This window comes from Streptomyces uncialis, assembly GCF_001905345.1.
Classification (GTDB): Bacteria; Actinomycetota; Actinomycetes; order Streptomycetales; family Streptomycetaceae; genus Streptomyces; species Streptomyces uncialis.
The window spans coordinates 107,299-122,973 of the sequence record NZ_LFBV01000006.1 but is presented as its reverse complement, the minus strand read 5'-3'; the positions used below and the strand labels follow the sequence as shown (position 1 = coordinate 122,973).

At 72.5% G+C, this 15,675-nt stretch carries 12 protein-coding genes; all 12 read left to right on the top strand.

Going from position 1 to position 15,675, the window contains the following annotated elements:
* The first annotated feature begins 1 nt into the window (after position 1).
* The 12 genes from AB852_RS23080 (at position 2) to AB852_RS23025 (ending at position 15,250) form a co-directional block, all read left to right on the top strand.
* Positions 2-1,288, top strand: coding sequence for a dihydroorotase (locus AB852_RS23080; RefSeq protein ID WP_073791986.1), 1,287 nt, complete (start codon positions 2-4; stop codon positions 1,286-1,288).
* The gene (locus AB852_RS23075; RefSeq protein WP_073791983.1) at positions 1,288-1,902 is read left to right on the top strand and encodes a PH-like domain-containing protein; all 615 of its coding nucleotides are present in this window, start codon (positions 1,288-1,290) and stop codon (positions 1,900-1,902) included. Before AB852_RS23080 ends, AB852_RS23075 begins: the two co-directional genes overlap by 1 nt.
* Positions 1,899-3,059 carry a glutamine-hydrolyzing carbamoyl-phosphate synthase small subunit gene (gene carA, locus AB852_RS23070; protein WP_073791980.1) on the top strand — a complete coding sequence of 387 codons (1,161 nt, stop codon included), beginning with the start codon at positions 1,899-1,901 and terminating at the stop codon, positions 3,057-3,059. Before AB852_RS23075 ends, carA begins: the two co-directional genes overlap by 4 nt.
* The gene (gene carB / locus AB852_RS23065; RefSeq protein WP_073791977.1) at positions 3,052-6,360 is read left to right on the top strand and encodes a carbamoyl-phosphate synthase large subunit; all 3,309 of its coding nucleotides are present in this window, start codon (positions 3,052-3,054) and stop codon (positions 6,358-6,360) included. The genes carA and carB overlap by 8 nt, the downstream gene beginning before the upstream one ends.
* A gap of 131 nt (positions 6,361-6,491) precedes the next feature.
* Complete coding sequence (locus AB852_RS23060) at positions 6,492-7,598, top strand: quinone-dependent dihydroorotate dehydrogenase (RefSeq protein WP_073791975.1); 1,107 nt, start codon at positions 6,492-6,494, stop codon at positions 7,596-7,598.
* A complete protein-coding gene (gene pyrF / locus AB852_RS23055) occupies positions 7,595-8,485 on the top strand; it encodes an orotidine-5'-phosphate decarboxylase (protein WP_073791972.1) in 891 nt (296 codons plus the stop codon). The genes AB852_RS23060 and pyrF overlap by 4 nt, the downstream gene beginning before the upstream one ends.
* 383 nt (positions 8,486-8,868) lie before the next feature.
* Positions 8,869-9,192, top strand: coding sequence for an integration host factor (locus AB852_RS23050; RefSeq protein WP_073791969.1), 324 nt, complete (start codon positions 8,869-8,871; stop codon positions 9,190-9,192).
* A gap of 38 nt (positions 9,193-9,230) precedes the next feature.
* Complete coding sequence (gmk, locus tag AB852_RS23045) at positions 9,231-9,824, top strand: guanylate kinase (protein WP_073791966.1); 594 nt, start codon at positions 9,231-9,233, stop codon at positions 9,822-9,824.
* Between the two features lie 38 nt (positions 9,825-9,862).
* A complete protein-coding gene (rpoZ, locus tag AB852_RS23040; protein ID WP_073791964.1) occupies positions 9,863-10,135 on the top strand; it encodes a DNA-directed RNA polymerase subunit omega in 273 nt (90 codons plus the stop codon).
* 141 nt (positions 10,136-10,276) lie between these two features.
* Positions 10,277-11,521, top strand: a complete 1,245-nt coding sequence (coaBC, locus tag AB852_RS23035) for a bifunctional phosphopantothenoylcysteine decarboxylase/phosphopantothenate--cysteine ligase CoaBC (RefSeq protein ID WP_073791961.1) — start codon at positions 10,277-10,279, stop codon at positions 11,519-11,521.
* 259 nt (positions 11,522-11,780) lie between these two features.
* Positions 11,781-12,989 (top strand): methionine adenosyltransferase, encoded by a 1,209-nt coding sequence (metK, locus tag AB852_RS23030; RefSeq protein WP_073791957.1) that lies wholly within the window; start codon positions 11,781-11,783, stop codon positions 12,987-12,989.
* Between the two features lie 134 nt (positions 12,990-13,123).
* Positions 13,124-15,250 (top strand): primosomal protein N', encoded by a 2,127-nt coding sequence (locus AB852_RS23025; protein WP_073791955.1) that lies wholly within the window; start codon positions 13,124-13,126, stop codon positions 15,248-15,250.
* Positions 15,251-15,675 lie beyond the last annotated feature (425 nt).

Here is a 15,675-nt window from a genome sequence, read left to right as displayed (position 1 = left end):
CATGAGCAAGATCCTTATCCGCGGTGCCCGGGTGCTCGGCGGCGACCCCCAGGACGTGCTGATCGACGGCGGGACCATCGCCGCCGTCGGCACCGGCCTCACGGCCGGCGACGCCACCGTCGTCGAGGCCGCCGGACAGGTCCTCCTGCCGGGCCTGGTCGACCTGCACACCCATCTGCGCGAGCCCGGCCGCGAGGACTCCGAGACGGTCCTCACCGGCACCCGCGCCGCCGCCGTCGGCGGCTTCACCGCCGTCCACGCCATGGCCAACACCTTCCCCGTCGCGGACACCGCCGGCGTCGTCGAGCAGGTGTGGCGGCTCGGCCGCGAGCACGGCTACTGCGACGTCCAGCCGGTCGGCGCCGTCACCGTCGGCCTGGAGGGCAAGCAGCTCGCCGAGCTCGGCGCCATGCACGACTCGGCCGCCGGGGTCATGGTCTTCTCCGACGACGGCAAGTGCGTGGACGACGCCGTGATCATGCGGCGCGCCCTGGAGTACGTGAAGGCGTTCGGCGGGGTCGTCGCCCAGCACGCCCAGGAGCCCCGGCTCACCGAGGGCGCCCAGATGAACGAGGGCGTCGTCTCCGCCGAACTCGGACTCGGCGGCTGGCCCGCCGTCGCCGAGGAGTCGATCATCGCCCGCGATGTGCTGCTCGCCGCGCACGTCGGCTCCCGTATCCACATCTGCCATCTGTCGACCGCCGGGTCCGTGGAGATCGTCCGCTGGGCCAAGTCCAAGGGCTGGGACGTCACCGCCGAGGTCACCCCGCACCATCTGCTGCTCACCGACGAGCTGGTCCGCAGCTACGACCCCGTCTACAAGGTCAACCCGCCGCTGCGCACCGAGGCCGACGTCCTCGCCCTGCGCGAGGCGCTCGCCGACGGCACCATCGACTGCGTGGCCACCGATCACGCCCCGCACCCCCACGAGGACAAGGACTGCGAGTGGGCCGCCGCCGCCATGGGCATGGTCGGCCTGGAGACCGCGCTGTCGGTGGTCCAGCACACGATGGTCGACTCCGGACTCCTCGACTGGGCGCAGGTCGCCGACCGGATGTCGTTCCGGCCCGCGCGGATCGGCCGGCTCGCCGGACACGGCCGTCCCGTCTCGGAAGGTGAGCCCGCCAACCTGACGCTGGTCGATGCCGCATACCGTGGAGAGGTGGACCCCGCGGGCTTCGCCTCCCGCAGCCGCAACACCCCCTACCGGGGCCGTGAGCTGCCGGGACGCGTCACCCACACCTGGCTGCGGGGCCGTGCCACGGTCGTCGACGGGAAGCTCGTGTGATGCCTCACCCCCTCCGCAGTGCAGAAGCCCTCTCCGTGCTCGCCGCCGAGCAGAAATCGGCCGAGGTCACCGACTGGGCCGCCCGGATCGGCTGGCTCGTCGGCCTCATCCTCTTCGTCGTCCTCGTCTACTGGCTGATGCGCGAGGGCTGGCGCTGGCGCGGCACCCTCCAGGGCGACCTCCCCGAGCTGCCCACCGCCCCGGACGACCCGGGCGCCCCCCGGCTCACCCTGCGCGGCCGCTACCACGGCTCCACCACCGCCGGACAGTGGCTGGACCGGATCGTCGCCCGCGGTCTCGGCACCCGCTCCCGCGCCGAGCTGACCCTGACCGACGCGGGACTCGACGTCGTACGCCCCGGGGCCACCGACTTCTTCGTGCCCACCGCGCAGCTGCGCGGGGCCCGCCTCGACAAGGGCATCGCGGGCAAGGTCCTCGCCGAGGGCGGACTGCTCGTCGTCACCTGGGCGCACGGCGACCGGCTGATCGACTCCGGGTTCCGCTCCGACACCGCCGCCGAGCACACCGCCTGGGTCGCCGGGATCAACGCCCGGACCACCGTCCACCAGGACACCCCCCAGCACACCACCACCACGGAAGGCGCGGAACGATGAGCGCGCAGACAGCGCAGCCGACCTCCTCCACCAGGGCGGCCCAGGTCCCCGCCGTACTCGTCCTGGAGGACGGCCGCCTCTTCCGGGGCCGGGCCTACGGGGCCACCGGCCAGACCTTCGGCGAGGCCGTCTTCTCCACCGGGATGACCGGCTACCAGGAGACCCTCACCGACCCCTCGTACCACCGCCAGGTCGTCGTGATGACCGCCCCCCATATCGGGAACACCGGCGTCAACGACGAGGACCCCGAGTCCGGCCGTATCTGGGTCTCCGGCTATGTGGTCCGCGACCCCGCCCGGAAGCCCTCCAACTGGCGCTCCCGGCGCTCGCTGGACGAGGAGCTCGCCGCCCAGGGCGTCGTCGGGATCTCCGGCGTCGACACCCGCGCCCTCACCCGGCATCTGCGCGAACGCGGCGCCATGCGCGTCGGGATCTTCTCCGGCAACGCGCTGCCCGACGAGGGCACCATGCTCGCCGAGGTCCGCCAGGCCCCCGAGATGAGCGGCGCCGACCTCTCCGCCGAGGTCGCCACCAAGGAGGCGTACGTCGTCCCCGCGATCGGCACCAAGCGGTTCACCGTCGCCGCCGTCGACCTCGGCATCAAGGGCATGACCCCGCGCCGGATGGCCGAACGCGGTATCGAGGTGCACGTCCTGCCCGCCACCGCGACCGTCGAGGACGTCTACGCGGTCGCCCCCGACGGCGTTTTCTTCTCCAACGGCCCCGGCGACCCCGCCACCGCCGACCACCCGGTGTCCGTGATGCGCGCCGTCCTGGACCGCGGCACCCCGCTGTTCGGGATCTGCTTCGGCAACCAGATCCTCGGCCGCGCCCTCGGCTTCGGCACCTACAAGCTGAAGTACGGCCACCGCGGCATCAACCAGCCCGTGCAGGACCGCACGACCGGCAAGGTCGAGGTCACCGCGCACAACCACGGCTTCGCCGTCGACGCCCCCCTCGACCGGGTCAGCGACACCCCCTACGGCCGCGCCGAGGTCTCCCACATCTGTCTGAACGACCAGGTGGTCGAGGGGCTGCGGCTCCTCGACAAGCCCGCGTTCAGTGTCCAGTACCACCCCGAAGCCGCCGCGGGCCCGCACGACGCCGCGTACCTGTTCGACCGCTTCGTCACCCTGATGGAGGGCCAGCGTGCCTAAGCGCACCGATATCCAGTCCGTCCTGGTCATCGGCTCCGGCCCGATCGTCATCGGCCAGGCCGCGGAGTTCGACTACTCCGGCACCCAGGCGTGCCGCGTCCTCAAGGCCGAGGGCCTGCGGGTCGTGCTCGTCAACTCCAACCCGGCCACGATCATGACCGACCCGGAGATCGCCGACGCCACCTACGTCGAGCCGATCACCCCCGAGTTCGTCGAGAAGATCATCGCCAAGGAGCGCCCCGACGCGCTGCTCCCCACCCTCGGCGGACAGACCGCGCTGAACACCGCGATCTCCATGCACGAGAACGGTGTCCTGGAGAAGTACGGCGTCGAGCTCATCGGCGCCAACGTCGAGGCCATCAACAAGGGCGAGGACCGCGAACTCTTCAAGGGTGTCGTCGAGGCCGTCCGCGCGAAGATCGGCCACGGCGAGTCCGCGCGCTCCGTCATCTGCCACACGATGGACGACGTCCTCGCGGGCGTCGACACCCTCGGCGGCTACCCCGTCGTCGTCCGCCCGTCCTTCACCATGGGCGGCGCCGGGTCCGGCTTCGCCCACGACGAGGACGAGCTGCGCCGCATCGCCGGACAGGGCCTCACGCTCTCCCCGACCACCGAGGTGCTCCTGGAGGAGTCCATCCTCGGCTGGAAGGAGTACGAGCTGGAGCTGATGCGCGACAAGCACGACAACGTCGTGGTCGTCTGCTCCATCGAGAACTTCGACCCGATGGGCGTGCACACCGGTGACTCGATCACCGTCGCCCCGGCGATGACCCTCACCGACCGCGAGTACCAGCGGCTGCGCGACATCGGGATCGCGATCATCCGCGAGGTCGGCGTCGACACCGGCGGCTGCAACATCCAGTTCGCGATCGACCCCGCCGACGGCCGGGTCATCGTCATCGAGATGAACCCCCGGGTCTCCCGCTCCTCCGCGCTGGCGTCCAAGGCCACCGGCTTCCCCATCGCCAAGATCGCCGCGAAGCTCGCCGTCGGCTACACCCTCGACGAGATCCCCAACGACATCACCGAGAAGACCCCGGCCTCCTTCGAGCCGACACTCGACTACGTCGTGGTGAAGGCGCCCCGCTTCGCCTTCGAGAAGTTCCCGTCCGCCGACTCCACCCTCACCACCACCATGAAGTCGGTCGGCGAGGCCATGGCCATCGGCCGCAACTTCACCGAGGCCCTCCAGAAGGCCCTGCGCTCGCTGGAGAAGAAGGGCAGCCAGTTCACCTTCGTCGGGGACCCCGGCGACAAGGCCGGACTGCTGCGCGAGGCCGTGCGGCCCACCGACGGCCGGATCAACACCGTGATGCAGGCCATCCGCGCCGGAGCCACCCAGGAGGAGGTCTTCGACGCCACGAGGATCGACCCCTGGTTCGTCGACCAGCTGTTCCTCATCAAGGAGATCGCCGACGAGCTGGCCGCCGCCGACAAGCTCGCCCCGGACCTCCTCGCCGAGGCCAAGCGGCACGGCTTCTCCGACACCCAGATCGGCGAGATCCGGGGCCTGCGCGAGGACGTCGTCCGCGAGGTCCGGCACGCCCTCGGCGTCCGCCCGGTCTACAAGACCGTCGACACCTGCGCCGCCGAGTTCGCCGCCCGCACCCCGTACTTCTACTCCTCGTACGACGAGGAGAGCGAGGTCGCGCCCCGCGAGAAGCCCGCCGTGATCATCCTCGGCTCCGGGCCCAACCGCATCGGCCAGGGCATCGAGTTCGACTACTCGTGCGTCCACGCGTCCTTCGCGCTGCACGACGCGGGCTACGAGACCGTCATGGTCAACTGCAACCCCGAGACCGTCTCCACCGACTACGACACCTCCGACCGGCTCTACTTCGAGCCGCTCACCCTGGAGGACGTCCTGGAGATCGTCCACGCCGAGTCGCTCGCCGGACCGATCGCGGGCGTCATCGTCCAGCTCGGCGGCCAGACCCCCCTCGGACTGTCCCAGGCGCTCAAGGACAACGGCGTCCCCGTCGTCGGCACCCCCCCGGAGGCCATCCACGCCGCCGAGGACCGCGGCGCCTTCGGCCGGGTCCTCGCCGAGGCCGGACTGCCCGCGCCCAAGCACGGCACCGCCACCACCTTCGCCGGGGCCAAGGCCATCGCCGACGAGATCGGCTACCCCGTCCTGGTGCGCCCCTCGTACGTCCTCGGCGGCCGCGGCATGGAGATCGTCTACGACGAGACCCGGCTGTCCTCGTACATCGCGGAGTCCACCGAGATCTCCCCGTCCCGGCCGGTCCTCGTCGACCGGTTCCTCGACGACGCCATCGAGATCGACGTGGACGCGCTCTACGACGGCGAGGAGCTGTACCTCGGCGGTGTGATGGAACACATCGAGGAGGCCGGCATCCACTCCGGCGACTCGGCGTGCGCCCTGCCCCCGATCACCCTCGGCGGCTTCGACATCAAGCGGCTGCGGGCCTCCACCGAGGCCATCGCCAAGGGCGTCGGCGTCCGCGGACTGATCAACATCCAGTTCGCGATGGCCGGGGACATCCTCTACGTCCTGGAGGCCAACCCGCGCGCCTCCCGCACCGTGCCCTTCACCTCCAAGGCGACCGCCGTCCCGCTCGCCAAGGCCGCCGCGCGCATCTCGCTCGGCGCCACCGTCGCGGAGCTGCGCGCCGAAGGACTGCTCCCGGCGAACGGCGACGGCGGCACCCTGCCGCTGGACGCGCCGATCTCCGTCAAGGAGGCCGTCATGCCGTGGTCGCGCTTCCGCGACATCCACGGCCGCGGCGTCGACACGATCCTCGGCCCGGAGATGCGCTCCACCGGCGAGGTCATGGGCATCGACACGGCCTTCGGCACCGCCTACGCCAAGTCGCAGGCCGGGGCGTACGGGCCGCTGCCCACCAAGGGCCGGGCCTTCATCTCCGTCGCCAACCGCGACAAGCGCTCGATGATCTTCCCGGCCCGGGAACTCGTCGCCCATGGCTTCGAACTCCTCGCCACCTCCGGCACCGCCGAGGTCCTCAAGCGCAACGGCATCAACGCCACCGTCGTCCGCAAGCAGAGCGAGGGCGAGGGACCGAACGGCGAGCGGACCATCGTCCAGCTCATCCACGACGGCGAGGTCGACCTGATCGTCAACACCCCCTACGGCACCGGGGGCCGCCTCGACGGCTACGACATCCGCACCGCCGCCGTCGCGCGGTCCGTGCCCTGTCTGACCACCGTCCAGGCGCTCGCCGCCGCCGTCCAGGGCATCGACGCGCTGAACCACGGCGACGTGGGCGTCCGCTCGCTCCAGGAGCACGCGGAGCGGCTGATCGCGGCCCGCGACTGACCGCACGGCCCGGTGCGGCGGACACCCCGCCGCACCCGGCCCGCACGCCGCCGGACCCGGGGGCACCGGAAACGGTGCCCCCGTCCCATGGCCCGCGCCCCATCCCGCCCCCGGCCCGAGGACACCAGCCCATGTACCAGCTTCTCTTCCAGCTCCTGTTCCGCCGTATGGACCCCGAGCGGGCCCACCGTCTGGCCGTCGGCTGGATCATCCGCGCCGCGCGCGTCCCGGTCCTGCGGACCTACCTCGCCGCCTTCCTCGCCCCCCGCCACCCGGAACTGCGCACCGAGGCGCTCGGACTGCGGATGCACGGCCCGTTCGGGCTCGCCGCCGGGTTCGACAAGAACGCCGTCGCCGTCGACGGCATGGCCATGCTCGGCTTCGACCATGTCGAGATCGGCACCGTCACCGGCGAACCCCAGCCCGGCAACCCCCGCAAGCGGCTCTTCCGGCTCACCGCCGACCGCGCCCTCATCAACCGCATGGGCTTCAACAACGAGGGCTCCGCCGCCGTCGCCGACCGGCTCGCAGGCCGCCGCGAGGTCTTCCGCACCACCGTCGGCGTCAACATCGGCAAGACCAAGGCCGTCCCCGAACAGGAGGCCGTCGCCGACTACGTGACCTCCACCGAACGGCTCGCCCGGCACGCCGACTACCTCGTCGTCAACGTCTCCTCGCCCAACACGCCCGGACTGCGCGACCTCCAGGCCGTCGACCAGCTGCGGCCCCTGCTCACCGCCGTCCGCGAGGCCGCCGACCGCAGCGTCCCCGGCCGCCGCGTCCCCCTCCTGGTGAAGATCGCCCCCGACCTCGCCGACGACGACATCGACGCCGTCGCCGACCTCGCCGTCGACCTGGGCCTCGACGGCATCATCGCCACCAACACCACCATCGCCCGCGAGAGCCTCGGCCTCACCAGCGACCCCGCCGTCGTCGCGGAGACCGGCGGCCTGTCCGGCGCACCCCTCAAGGAGCGCTCCCTGGAGGTGCTGCGCCGCCTCTACACCCGGGTGGGCGACCGCATCACCCTGGTCGGTGTCGGCGGCGTCGAGAACGCCGAGGACGCCTGGCGGCGCATCCTCGCCGGAGCCACCCTCGTCCAGGGCTACAGCGCCTTCGTCTACCAGGGCCCCTGCTGGTCCCGCGCCGTCCACCGGGGCCTCGCCGCCCGCCTCGCCTCCTCCCCGTACGCCACCCTCGCCGAGGCCGTCGGCGCCGACACCAGGAAGCCCGTATGACCCACAGCCCCGCACCCACCGGTCCCGCGTCCACCGGCCCCGTCCCCTTCGGCACCCGGCTGCGACACGCCATGGACGAGCGGGGCCCGCTCTGCGTGGGCATCGACCCGCACGGCTCGCTGCTCACCTCCTGGGGCCTCACCGACGACCTCGCCGGACTGGAGCGCTTCAGCCGGACCGTGGTCGAGGCACTGGCCGACCGGGTCGCCGTGCTGAAGCCGCAGAGCGCGTTCTTCGAGCGCTTCGGCTCCCGGGGCGTCGCCGTCCTGGAGACGACGGTCGCCGAGGCACGCGCGGCGGGCGCCCTCGTCCTGATGGACGCCAAGCGCGGGGACATCGGCTCCACCATGGCCGCGTACGCCGACACCTTCCTGGCTCCCGGCGCGCCGCTGTTCTCCGACGCCCTCACCGTCTCGCCCTACCTCGGCTACGGCTCGCTGAGCCCCGCGGTGGACCTGGCGCGGGCCTCCGGCACCGGCCTGTTCGTGCTCGCGCTGACCTCCAACCCGGAGGGCGCGGAGGTGCAGCACGCGCTGCGCGCCGACGGACGGAACATCGGCGCGACCATGCTGGCGCGCCTCGCGCGGGAGAACGCGGCCGAGGTGGCCGCGGGCGCCGCGCTCGGCTCCTTCGGGGCCGTGGTCGGGGCGACCCTCGGGGACCTGTCCTCCTACGACCTGGCGATCGGCGGGCCGCTGCTGGCCCCCGGGATCGGCGCGCAGGGGGCGACCCCGGCGGATCTGCCGAAGGTGTTCGGCGCGGCCGTGCGCCAGGTCGTCCCGAACGTCAGCAGGGGAGTCCTGCGGCACGGGCCCGACACCGCCGCGCTGCGCGGCGCGGCCGAGCGCTTCGCGGACGAGGTACGGGACGCGGTCGCGGCGGTCTGAGCCGTCCTGGCGGCACCGGATGCCCCTTTCGCGGGTGGATCGAACGAGGAGTCGGTTTCGCGGGGTCCGGGCCTGGGCAGTCTCCGGTTTTCGGGCCCGCGTGAGCCCTCCGCGGGCCCCTTCGGAGGCTCCTTGGCGGATCTCCATTCTGAAAGAGTTCTCAGATCCGGGGTTTTTTGCCCCAGAATGTCGGACTCGGTTGAGGCTGACCAGGACTTTTCCGCTGTTCTCGCTGACTCGGAGGGCCTTGGCCGCTAGTCTCCGTCGAGAGCGAACGGGCAGCGCGTTGCCCGTTACTCCCCAGGTGTGGGGCGACCGAGTTCCCCACCGGGCCGCTGTACCTGACAGACATCCGACAGTTCGACATCCGAGGTGACGTAGGCGTGGCTCTTCCGCCCCTTACCCCTGAACAGCGCGCAGCCGCGCTCGAAAAGGCCGCCGCGGCTCGCCGGGAGCGGGCCGAGGTCAAGAATCGACTCAAGCACTCCGGCGCCTCCCTCCACGAGGTCATCAAGTCGGGCCAGGAGAACGACGTCATCGGCAAGATGAAGGTCTCCGCCCTCCTTGAGTCCCTGCCGGGCGTGGGCAAGGTCCGCGCCAAGCAGATCATGGAGCGGCTCGGCATCTCCGAGAGCCGGCGAGTCCGGGGGCTCGGCTCCAACCAGATCGCGTCCTTGGAGCGCGAGTTCGGCGGCGGACCCGCCTGACGTTCCCCGGCACCCCCGCGAAGCGGGATAATCGCTCCATGGCTGCAACATCCCGGGGGACGACCCCCGTACCCCCGGACGTACGTCCGCGGCTGACCGTGCTCTCCGGCCCCTCCGGGGTCGGCAAGAGCACGGTCGTCGCCCATATGCGCGAGGAACACCCCGAGGTCTGGCTCTCGGTCTCCGCCACCACCCGCAGGCCCCGGCCCGGCGAGCAGCACGGTGTGCAGTACTTCTTCGTCACCGACGAGGAGTTCGACAAGCTGATCGCCAACGGTGAGCTGCTGGAGTGGGCCGAGTTCGCCGGAAACCGCTACGGCACGCCCCGCGGGGCCGTCCTGGAGCGGCTGGAGTCCGGGGAACCGGTCCTGCTGGAGATCGACCTCCAGGGTGCCCGGCTGGTGCGCGAGTCCATGCCGGACGCCCGGCTCGTGTTCCTCGCCCCGCCGTCCTGGGAGGAGCTGGTCCGCCGGCTCACGGGCCGCGGCACCGAGTCCCCCGAGGTGATCGAGCGCCGCCTGGAAGCGGCCAGGACCGAACTGGCCGCCGAGTCGGAGTTCGACACCACCCTGGTCAACACCTCCGTCAAGGACGTGGCCCGTGAGCTGCTAGCCTTGATGGACGTTGTGTGATCTTCACTGATCCCATCCACACCTTCGGAAGGTAGAGCGTGTCCTCTTCCATCACCGCGCCCGAGGGCATCATCAACCCGCCGATCGACGAGTTGCTTGAGGCCACCGACAGCAAGTACAGCCTCGTGATCTACGCCGCCAAGCGCGCGCGCCAGATCAACGCGTACTACTCCCAGCTGGGCGAGGGCCTGCTGGAGTACGTCGGCCCCCTCGTCGACACCCACGTCCACGAGAAGCCGCTGTCGATCTCCCTGCGTGAGATCAACGCGGGCCTGCTGACCTCCGAGGCCATCGACGGCCCCGCGCAGTAACCACCGCTTCATCCACCAAGGGCCCGGCAGCCGAGCTGTCCGGGCCCGTGGTGTGTCATGGGTACGTACACATACGCAGACGCGACTGCGCAGGATGCGTACGGCGGCACGGCCGTGCGCGCACCGAGTCCGGGGAGCGACATGCCGGTGAGCGACAAGAACGAGGCGGCCAGGCCCAGGGTCGTCCTGGGGGTGAGCGGCGGTATCGCCGCCTACAAGGCGTGCGAGCTGCTGCGCCGCCTCACCGAGTCCGGGCACGACGTCCGGGTGGTCCCCACCCAGTCGGCGCTCCACTTCGTCGGCGCCGCCACCTGGTCCGCGCTGTCCGGGCACCCCGTCGCCACCGAGGTCTGGTCGGACGTCCACGAGGTGCCCCATGTCCGCATCGGCCAGGGCGCCGACCTCGTCGTCGTCGCCCCCGCCACCGCCGACCTGCTCGCCAAGGCCGCCCACGGCCTCGCCGACGACCTGCTGACCAACACCCTGCTCACGGCCCGCTGCCCGGTCGTCCTCGTGCCCGCGATGCACACCGAGATGTGGGAGCACCCCGCCACCCAGGAGAACGTGGCCACCCTGCGCCGCCGGGGCGCCGTCGTCGTGGAACCCGCCGTCGGCCGGCTGACCGGGGCCGACACCGGCAAGGGACGGCTGCCCGACCCCGGCGAGATCTTCGAGGTCTGCCGCCGGGTCCTCGCCCGCGGCGTCCGCGAACCGGACCTCACCGGACGGCACGTCGTCATCAGCGCGGGCGGCACCCGCGAACCCCTCGACCCGGTCCGCTTCCTCGGCAACCGCTCCTCCGGCAAACAGGGCTACGCCCTCGCCCGGACCGCCGCCGCCCGGGGCGCCCGCGTCACCCTGATCGCCGCCAACACCACCGCGCTGCCCGACCCCGCCGGGGTGGACCTGGTGCCCGTGGGCACCGCCGTCCAGCTCCGCGAGGCCGTGCTGAAGGCCGCCGCCGACGCCGACGCGGTCGTCATGGCTGCCGCCGTCGCCGACTTCCGGCCCGCCGTGTACGCCGCCGGAAAAATCAAAAAACGGGACGGACAGGACCCCGAGCCCATTTCGCTGGTACGGAATCCGGACATCCTCGCGGAGATCTCCCGGGACCGCGCCCGGCCCGGCCAGGTGGTCGTCGGCTTCGCCGCCGAGACCGACGACGTCCTGGCGAACGGCCGCGCGAAACTCCGCCGCAAGGGCTGTGACCTGCTCGTCGTCAACGAGGTCGGGGAAAGCAAGACCTTCGGCGAGGCGGAGAGCGAAGCCGTCGTCCTCGGCGCGGACGGCAGTGAGACCCCCGTGCCCTTCGGACCCAAGGAAGTCCTCTCCGACACCGTGTGGGACCTGGTCACCGACCGGTTTTCCGGCGCGTCCGCCGAGTGAGCCTCGAATCCTGCGCGACAATCGCTTGTGCGGGACGCCGGTATCGGCGCAACCCGCACATTCGGGTGGTGCCGGTCTGGTGGAGAGCGCCCCCGTGGCCCAGAATGCCAGTGCCGCAGCTCACCGCCCTCCCAAGTGGCGAGACACGTGACCTGCCGACCGAGCGCGACCGATAAACTGATGACGGACCACGCCGGGCGCAGCCTCCGGCCGGTCCGCCAATGAACAGCCAGCAGCCGCTGCAACCACAGGGAGCGATGTGTCCCGCCGTCTCTTCACCTCGGAGTCCGTGACCGAGGGTCACCCCGACAAGATCGCCGACCAGATCAGCGACACCATCCTCGACGCGCTACTGCGGGAGGACCCGAAGTCCCGGGTCGCCGTGGAAACACTGATCACCACCGGCCTGGTCCATGTGGCCGGCGAGGTCACGACGAAGGCGTACGCGCCCATCGCGCAGCTCGTACGCGACACGATCCTCGCGATCGGCTACGACTCCTCGAAGAAGGGCTTCGACGGCGCCTCCTGCGGGGTCTCGGTGTCCATCGGGGCCCAGTCGCCCGACATCGCGCAGGGTGTCGACACCGCCTACGAGCAGCGGGTCGAGGGCGACGAGGACGAGCTGGACCGGCAGGGTGCCGGAGACCAGGGCCTGATGTTCGGATACGCGTGCGACGAGACGCCCGAGCTGATGCCGCTCCCCATCCACCTCGCCCACCGCCTGTCCCGGCGGCTGTCCGAGGTGCGCAAGAACGGCACCATCCCCTACCTGCGGCCCGACGGCAAGACCCAGGTCACCATCGAGTACGACGGCGACAAGGCCGTCCGCCTCGACACGGTCGTCGTCTCCTCGCAGCACGCCTCGGACATCGACCTGGAGTCGCTGCTCGCGCCCGACATCCGCGAGTTCGTGGTCGAGCCGGAGCTCAAGGCACTCCTCGACGACGGCATCAAGCTGGAGACCGAGGGCTACCGCCTGCTGGTCAACCCGACCGGACGCTTCGAGATCGGCGGCCCCATGGGCGACGCCGGCCTCACCGGCCGCAAGATCATCATCGACACCTACGGCGGGATGGCCCGCCACGGCGGCGGCGCCTTCTCCGGCAAGGACCCGTCCAAGGTCGACCGCTCCGCCGCGTACGCGATGCGCTGGGTCGCCAAGAACGTCGTCGCCGCCGGACTCGCCTCCCGCTGCGAGGTCCAGGTCGCCTACGCGATCGGCAAGGCCGAGCCCGTCGGCCTGTTCATCGAGACCTTCGGCACCAACAAGGTCGACACCGAGCGGATCGAGAGCGCCATCAGCCAGGTCTTCGACCTGCGCCCGGCCGCCATCATCCGCGACCTCGACCTGCTGCGCCCGATCTACGCCCAGACCGCCGCGTACGGCCACTTCGGCCGTGCGCTGCCGGAGTTCACCTGGGAGCGCACGGACCGCGTCGACGCGCTGCGCGCCGCCGCCGGACTGTGATCCGCGTCAGCACCCGCTGACACCAGCGTCACGGAGGGCCGGGACCCGCATCGCGGGCCCGGCCCTTGGCCGTGCCCGGCGGACCGCCCGGCACGGTCCGCGCGTTGTCGGTGGCGTCTGGTAGGAATGCGGATGTGAGCAGCGGAAACAGCGCCGACGGCGACGACACCACCCCGCCCGAGCAGCTCGCGCTCATCCGCGAGACGATCCGCCAGGCCAAGGTGCCCAAGGCCAAGCCCCGCACCTGGCGCGGCGCACCCCTCGCCCGCGAGCTGCCCGTGGCCCGGGTCCTGGTGGACAAGGGCGTCCTGCACCTCGACCGGTACTTCGACTACGCCGTACCCGAGGAGATGGACGCCGACGCCCGGCCCGGGGTCCGGGTCCGGGTCCGGTTCGGCGCCGGCCGGGGCCAGGTCCGGGACGGCCGCCGCGAGGGCGGCGGCCTGGTCGACGGATTCCTGGTGGAACGCGTCGCCGAGTCCGACTACAGCGGCCCCCTCGCCGCCCTCGCCCAGGTCGTCTCCCCCGAACCCGTCCTCGGCCCCGATCTGCTCGGCCTCGCCCGCGCCGTCGCCGACCGCTACGCGGGCAGCCTCGCCGATGTGCTCCAGCTCGCCGTCCCCCCGCGCAGCGCCCGCGCCGAGAAACGCCCCTCACCCGAACCGCTGCCCCCGCCCCCCGCGCCCGCCCCCGGCCCCTGGGAGCGGTACGGACAGGGACCGGCCTTCCTGCGGGCCCTCGCGGACGGCGCCGCCCCCCGAGCCGTGTGGCACGCGCTGCCCGGCCCCGACTGGGCCGACGCGATCGCCCACGCCGTCGCCGCGACCCTGGCCTCCGGCCGGGGCGCCCTCGTCGTCGTCCCCGACGGACGCGTCGTCGCCCGCGTGGACGCCGCCCTCGGCGCGCTGCTGGGCCCCGGCTGGCACGCCGTGCTCACCGCCGAGGCCGGCCCCGAGAAGCGCTACGGCCAGTGGCTCGCCGTACGGCGCGGCTCGGTGCGCGCCGTCGTCGGGACCCGCGCCGCGATGTTCGCCCCCGTCCGCGACCTCGGCCTCGTCGTCCTGTGGGACGACGGCGACTCCAGCCACAGCGAACAGCACGCCCCGCAGCCGCACGCCCGCGAGGTGCTGCTGCTGCGCGCCGCCCACGAGGGCTGCGCCTTCCTGCTCGGGGACATCGGCTGCACCGTCGAGGCCGCGCAGCTCGTCGAGACCGGCTGGGCCCGCCCCCTGGTCGCCGACCGGGACCGGGTCCGCGCCGCGGCCCCCCTGATCCGCACCGTCGGCGACGGGGAACTCGCCCGCGACGGCGCCGCCCGCGCCGCCCGCCTCCCCTCCCTCGCCTGGAAGACCGCCCGCGAGGGACTCACGCGGGGCCCCGTCCTCGTCCAGGTGCCGCGCCGCGGCTATGTCCCGAGGCTGGCGTGCGAACGCTGCCGGGCCCCCGCCCGCTGCCGGCACTGCGCCGGACCGCTGGAGGCCCGTGAGTCGGGACCGCTGGGCTGCGGCTGGTGCGGGCGCGAGCAGGGCGACTGGCACTGCCCCGAATGCGGGTCGTTCCGGCTGCGCGCGCAGGTCGTCGGCGCCCGGCGGACCGCGGAGGAACTGGGCCGGGCGTTCCCCGCCGTCCCGGTCCGCACCTCCGGGCGGGAACAGATCCTCGACACGGTGCCGGACACCCCGGCCCTGGTGGTCAGCACACCCGGCGCCGAACCCGTCGCCGAGGGCGGGTACGCGGCGGCCCTGCTGCTCGACGGATGGGCGATGCTCGGGCGGCCCGATCTGCGGGCCGGTGAGGAGGCCCTGCGGCACTGGCTCGGCGCGGCGGCGCTGGTGCGCGGGCAGGAGGCGGGGGGCACGGTCGTGGTGATAGCCGAGCCCTCGCTGCGGCCCGTGCAGGCGCTGGTGCGGTGGGACCCCGTGGGTCACGCGGTCCGGGAGCTGGCGGAGCGGGCCGAGCTGGGGTTCCCGCCCGTGTCCCGGATGGCGTCCGTGACGGGCCCGCCGGACGCTGTCGCGGACTTCCTGGCGTCGGTGGAGCTGCCCGGGGACGCGGTGCTGCTCGGGCCGGTCCCGGTGCCCGTCCCCGCGGGCGCCTTGGCGGCGGGCGAGGGGGCGGTGTGGGAGCGGGCGCTGCTGCGGGTGCCGCCCGGGAGCGGGGCGGCCCTCGCCGCGGCGCTCAAGGCCGCGCAGGCCCTGCGGACGGCCCGGGGGGCCGGGGGCGCGGTGCGTATCCGGGTCGACCCCCCGGACATCGGCTAGCCGCACTTCGCTGGCGCTTCCGAGGTCCCTTGTGCTGGACGTACCTGTCCCTGTGCGGGTCGCTCATGGGGTGCGCAGTTCCCCGCAGGCCGCCTTCGCTCGCGCTCCCGAGGTCTGTCCGGTTGAACGCACTTGTCCCTGTGCTGTCACTCGGCGGGTGCGCAGTTCCTCGCGCCCCTGGGTTTCCTGTGCTGGGCGTACCGACGTCCGTGCGGGTACGTCCGGGGGTGCGCAGTTCCCCGCAGGCCGCCTTCGCTCGCGCTCCCGAGGTCTGTCCGGTTGAACGCACTTGTCCCTGTGCCGTCACTCGGCGGGTGCGCAGTTCCCCGCGCCCCTTGGGTCGCGCCTCTTGCGGTTCCCGTTCGGGTGCGGGTGGCCCTTGGTGGGTGCTGCCCTCTTGCGGTCGCTCTTCGGGTGCGGGTCCG

What these genes read in the sequence shown, in the direction of transcription:
- AB852_RS23080 (WP_073791986.1), top strand. Translation starts at nt 2, where the DNA reads ATGAGCAAGATCCTTATCCGCGGTGCCCGGGTGCTCGGCGGCGACCCC.
- AB852_RS23075 (WP_073791983.1), top strand. Translation starts at nt 1,288, where the DNA reads ATGCCTCACCCCCTCCGCAGTGCAGAAGCCCTCTCCGTGCTCGCCGCC.
- carA (WP_073791980.1), top strand. Translation starts at nt 1,899, where the DNA reads ATGAGCGCGCAGACAGCGCAGCCGACCTCCTCCACCAGGGCGGCCCAG.
- AB852_RS23060 (WP_073791975.1), top strand. Translation starts at nt 6,492, where the DNA reads ATGTACCAGCTTCTCTTCCAGCTCCTGTTCCGCCGTATGGACCCCGAG.
- pyrF (WP_073791972.1), top strand. Translation starts at nt 7,595, where the DNA reads ATGACCCACAGCCCCGCACCCACCGGTCCCGCGTCCACCGGCCCCGTC.
- gmk (WP_073791966.1), top strand. Translation starts at nt 9,231, where the DNA reads ATGGCTGCAACATCCCGGGGGACGACCCCCGTACCCCCGGACGTACGT.
- coaBC (WP_073791961.1), top strand. Translation starts at nt 10,277, where the DNA reads ATGCCGGTGAGCGACAAGAACGAGGCGGCCAGGCCCAGGGTCGTCCTG.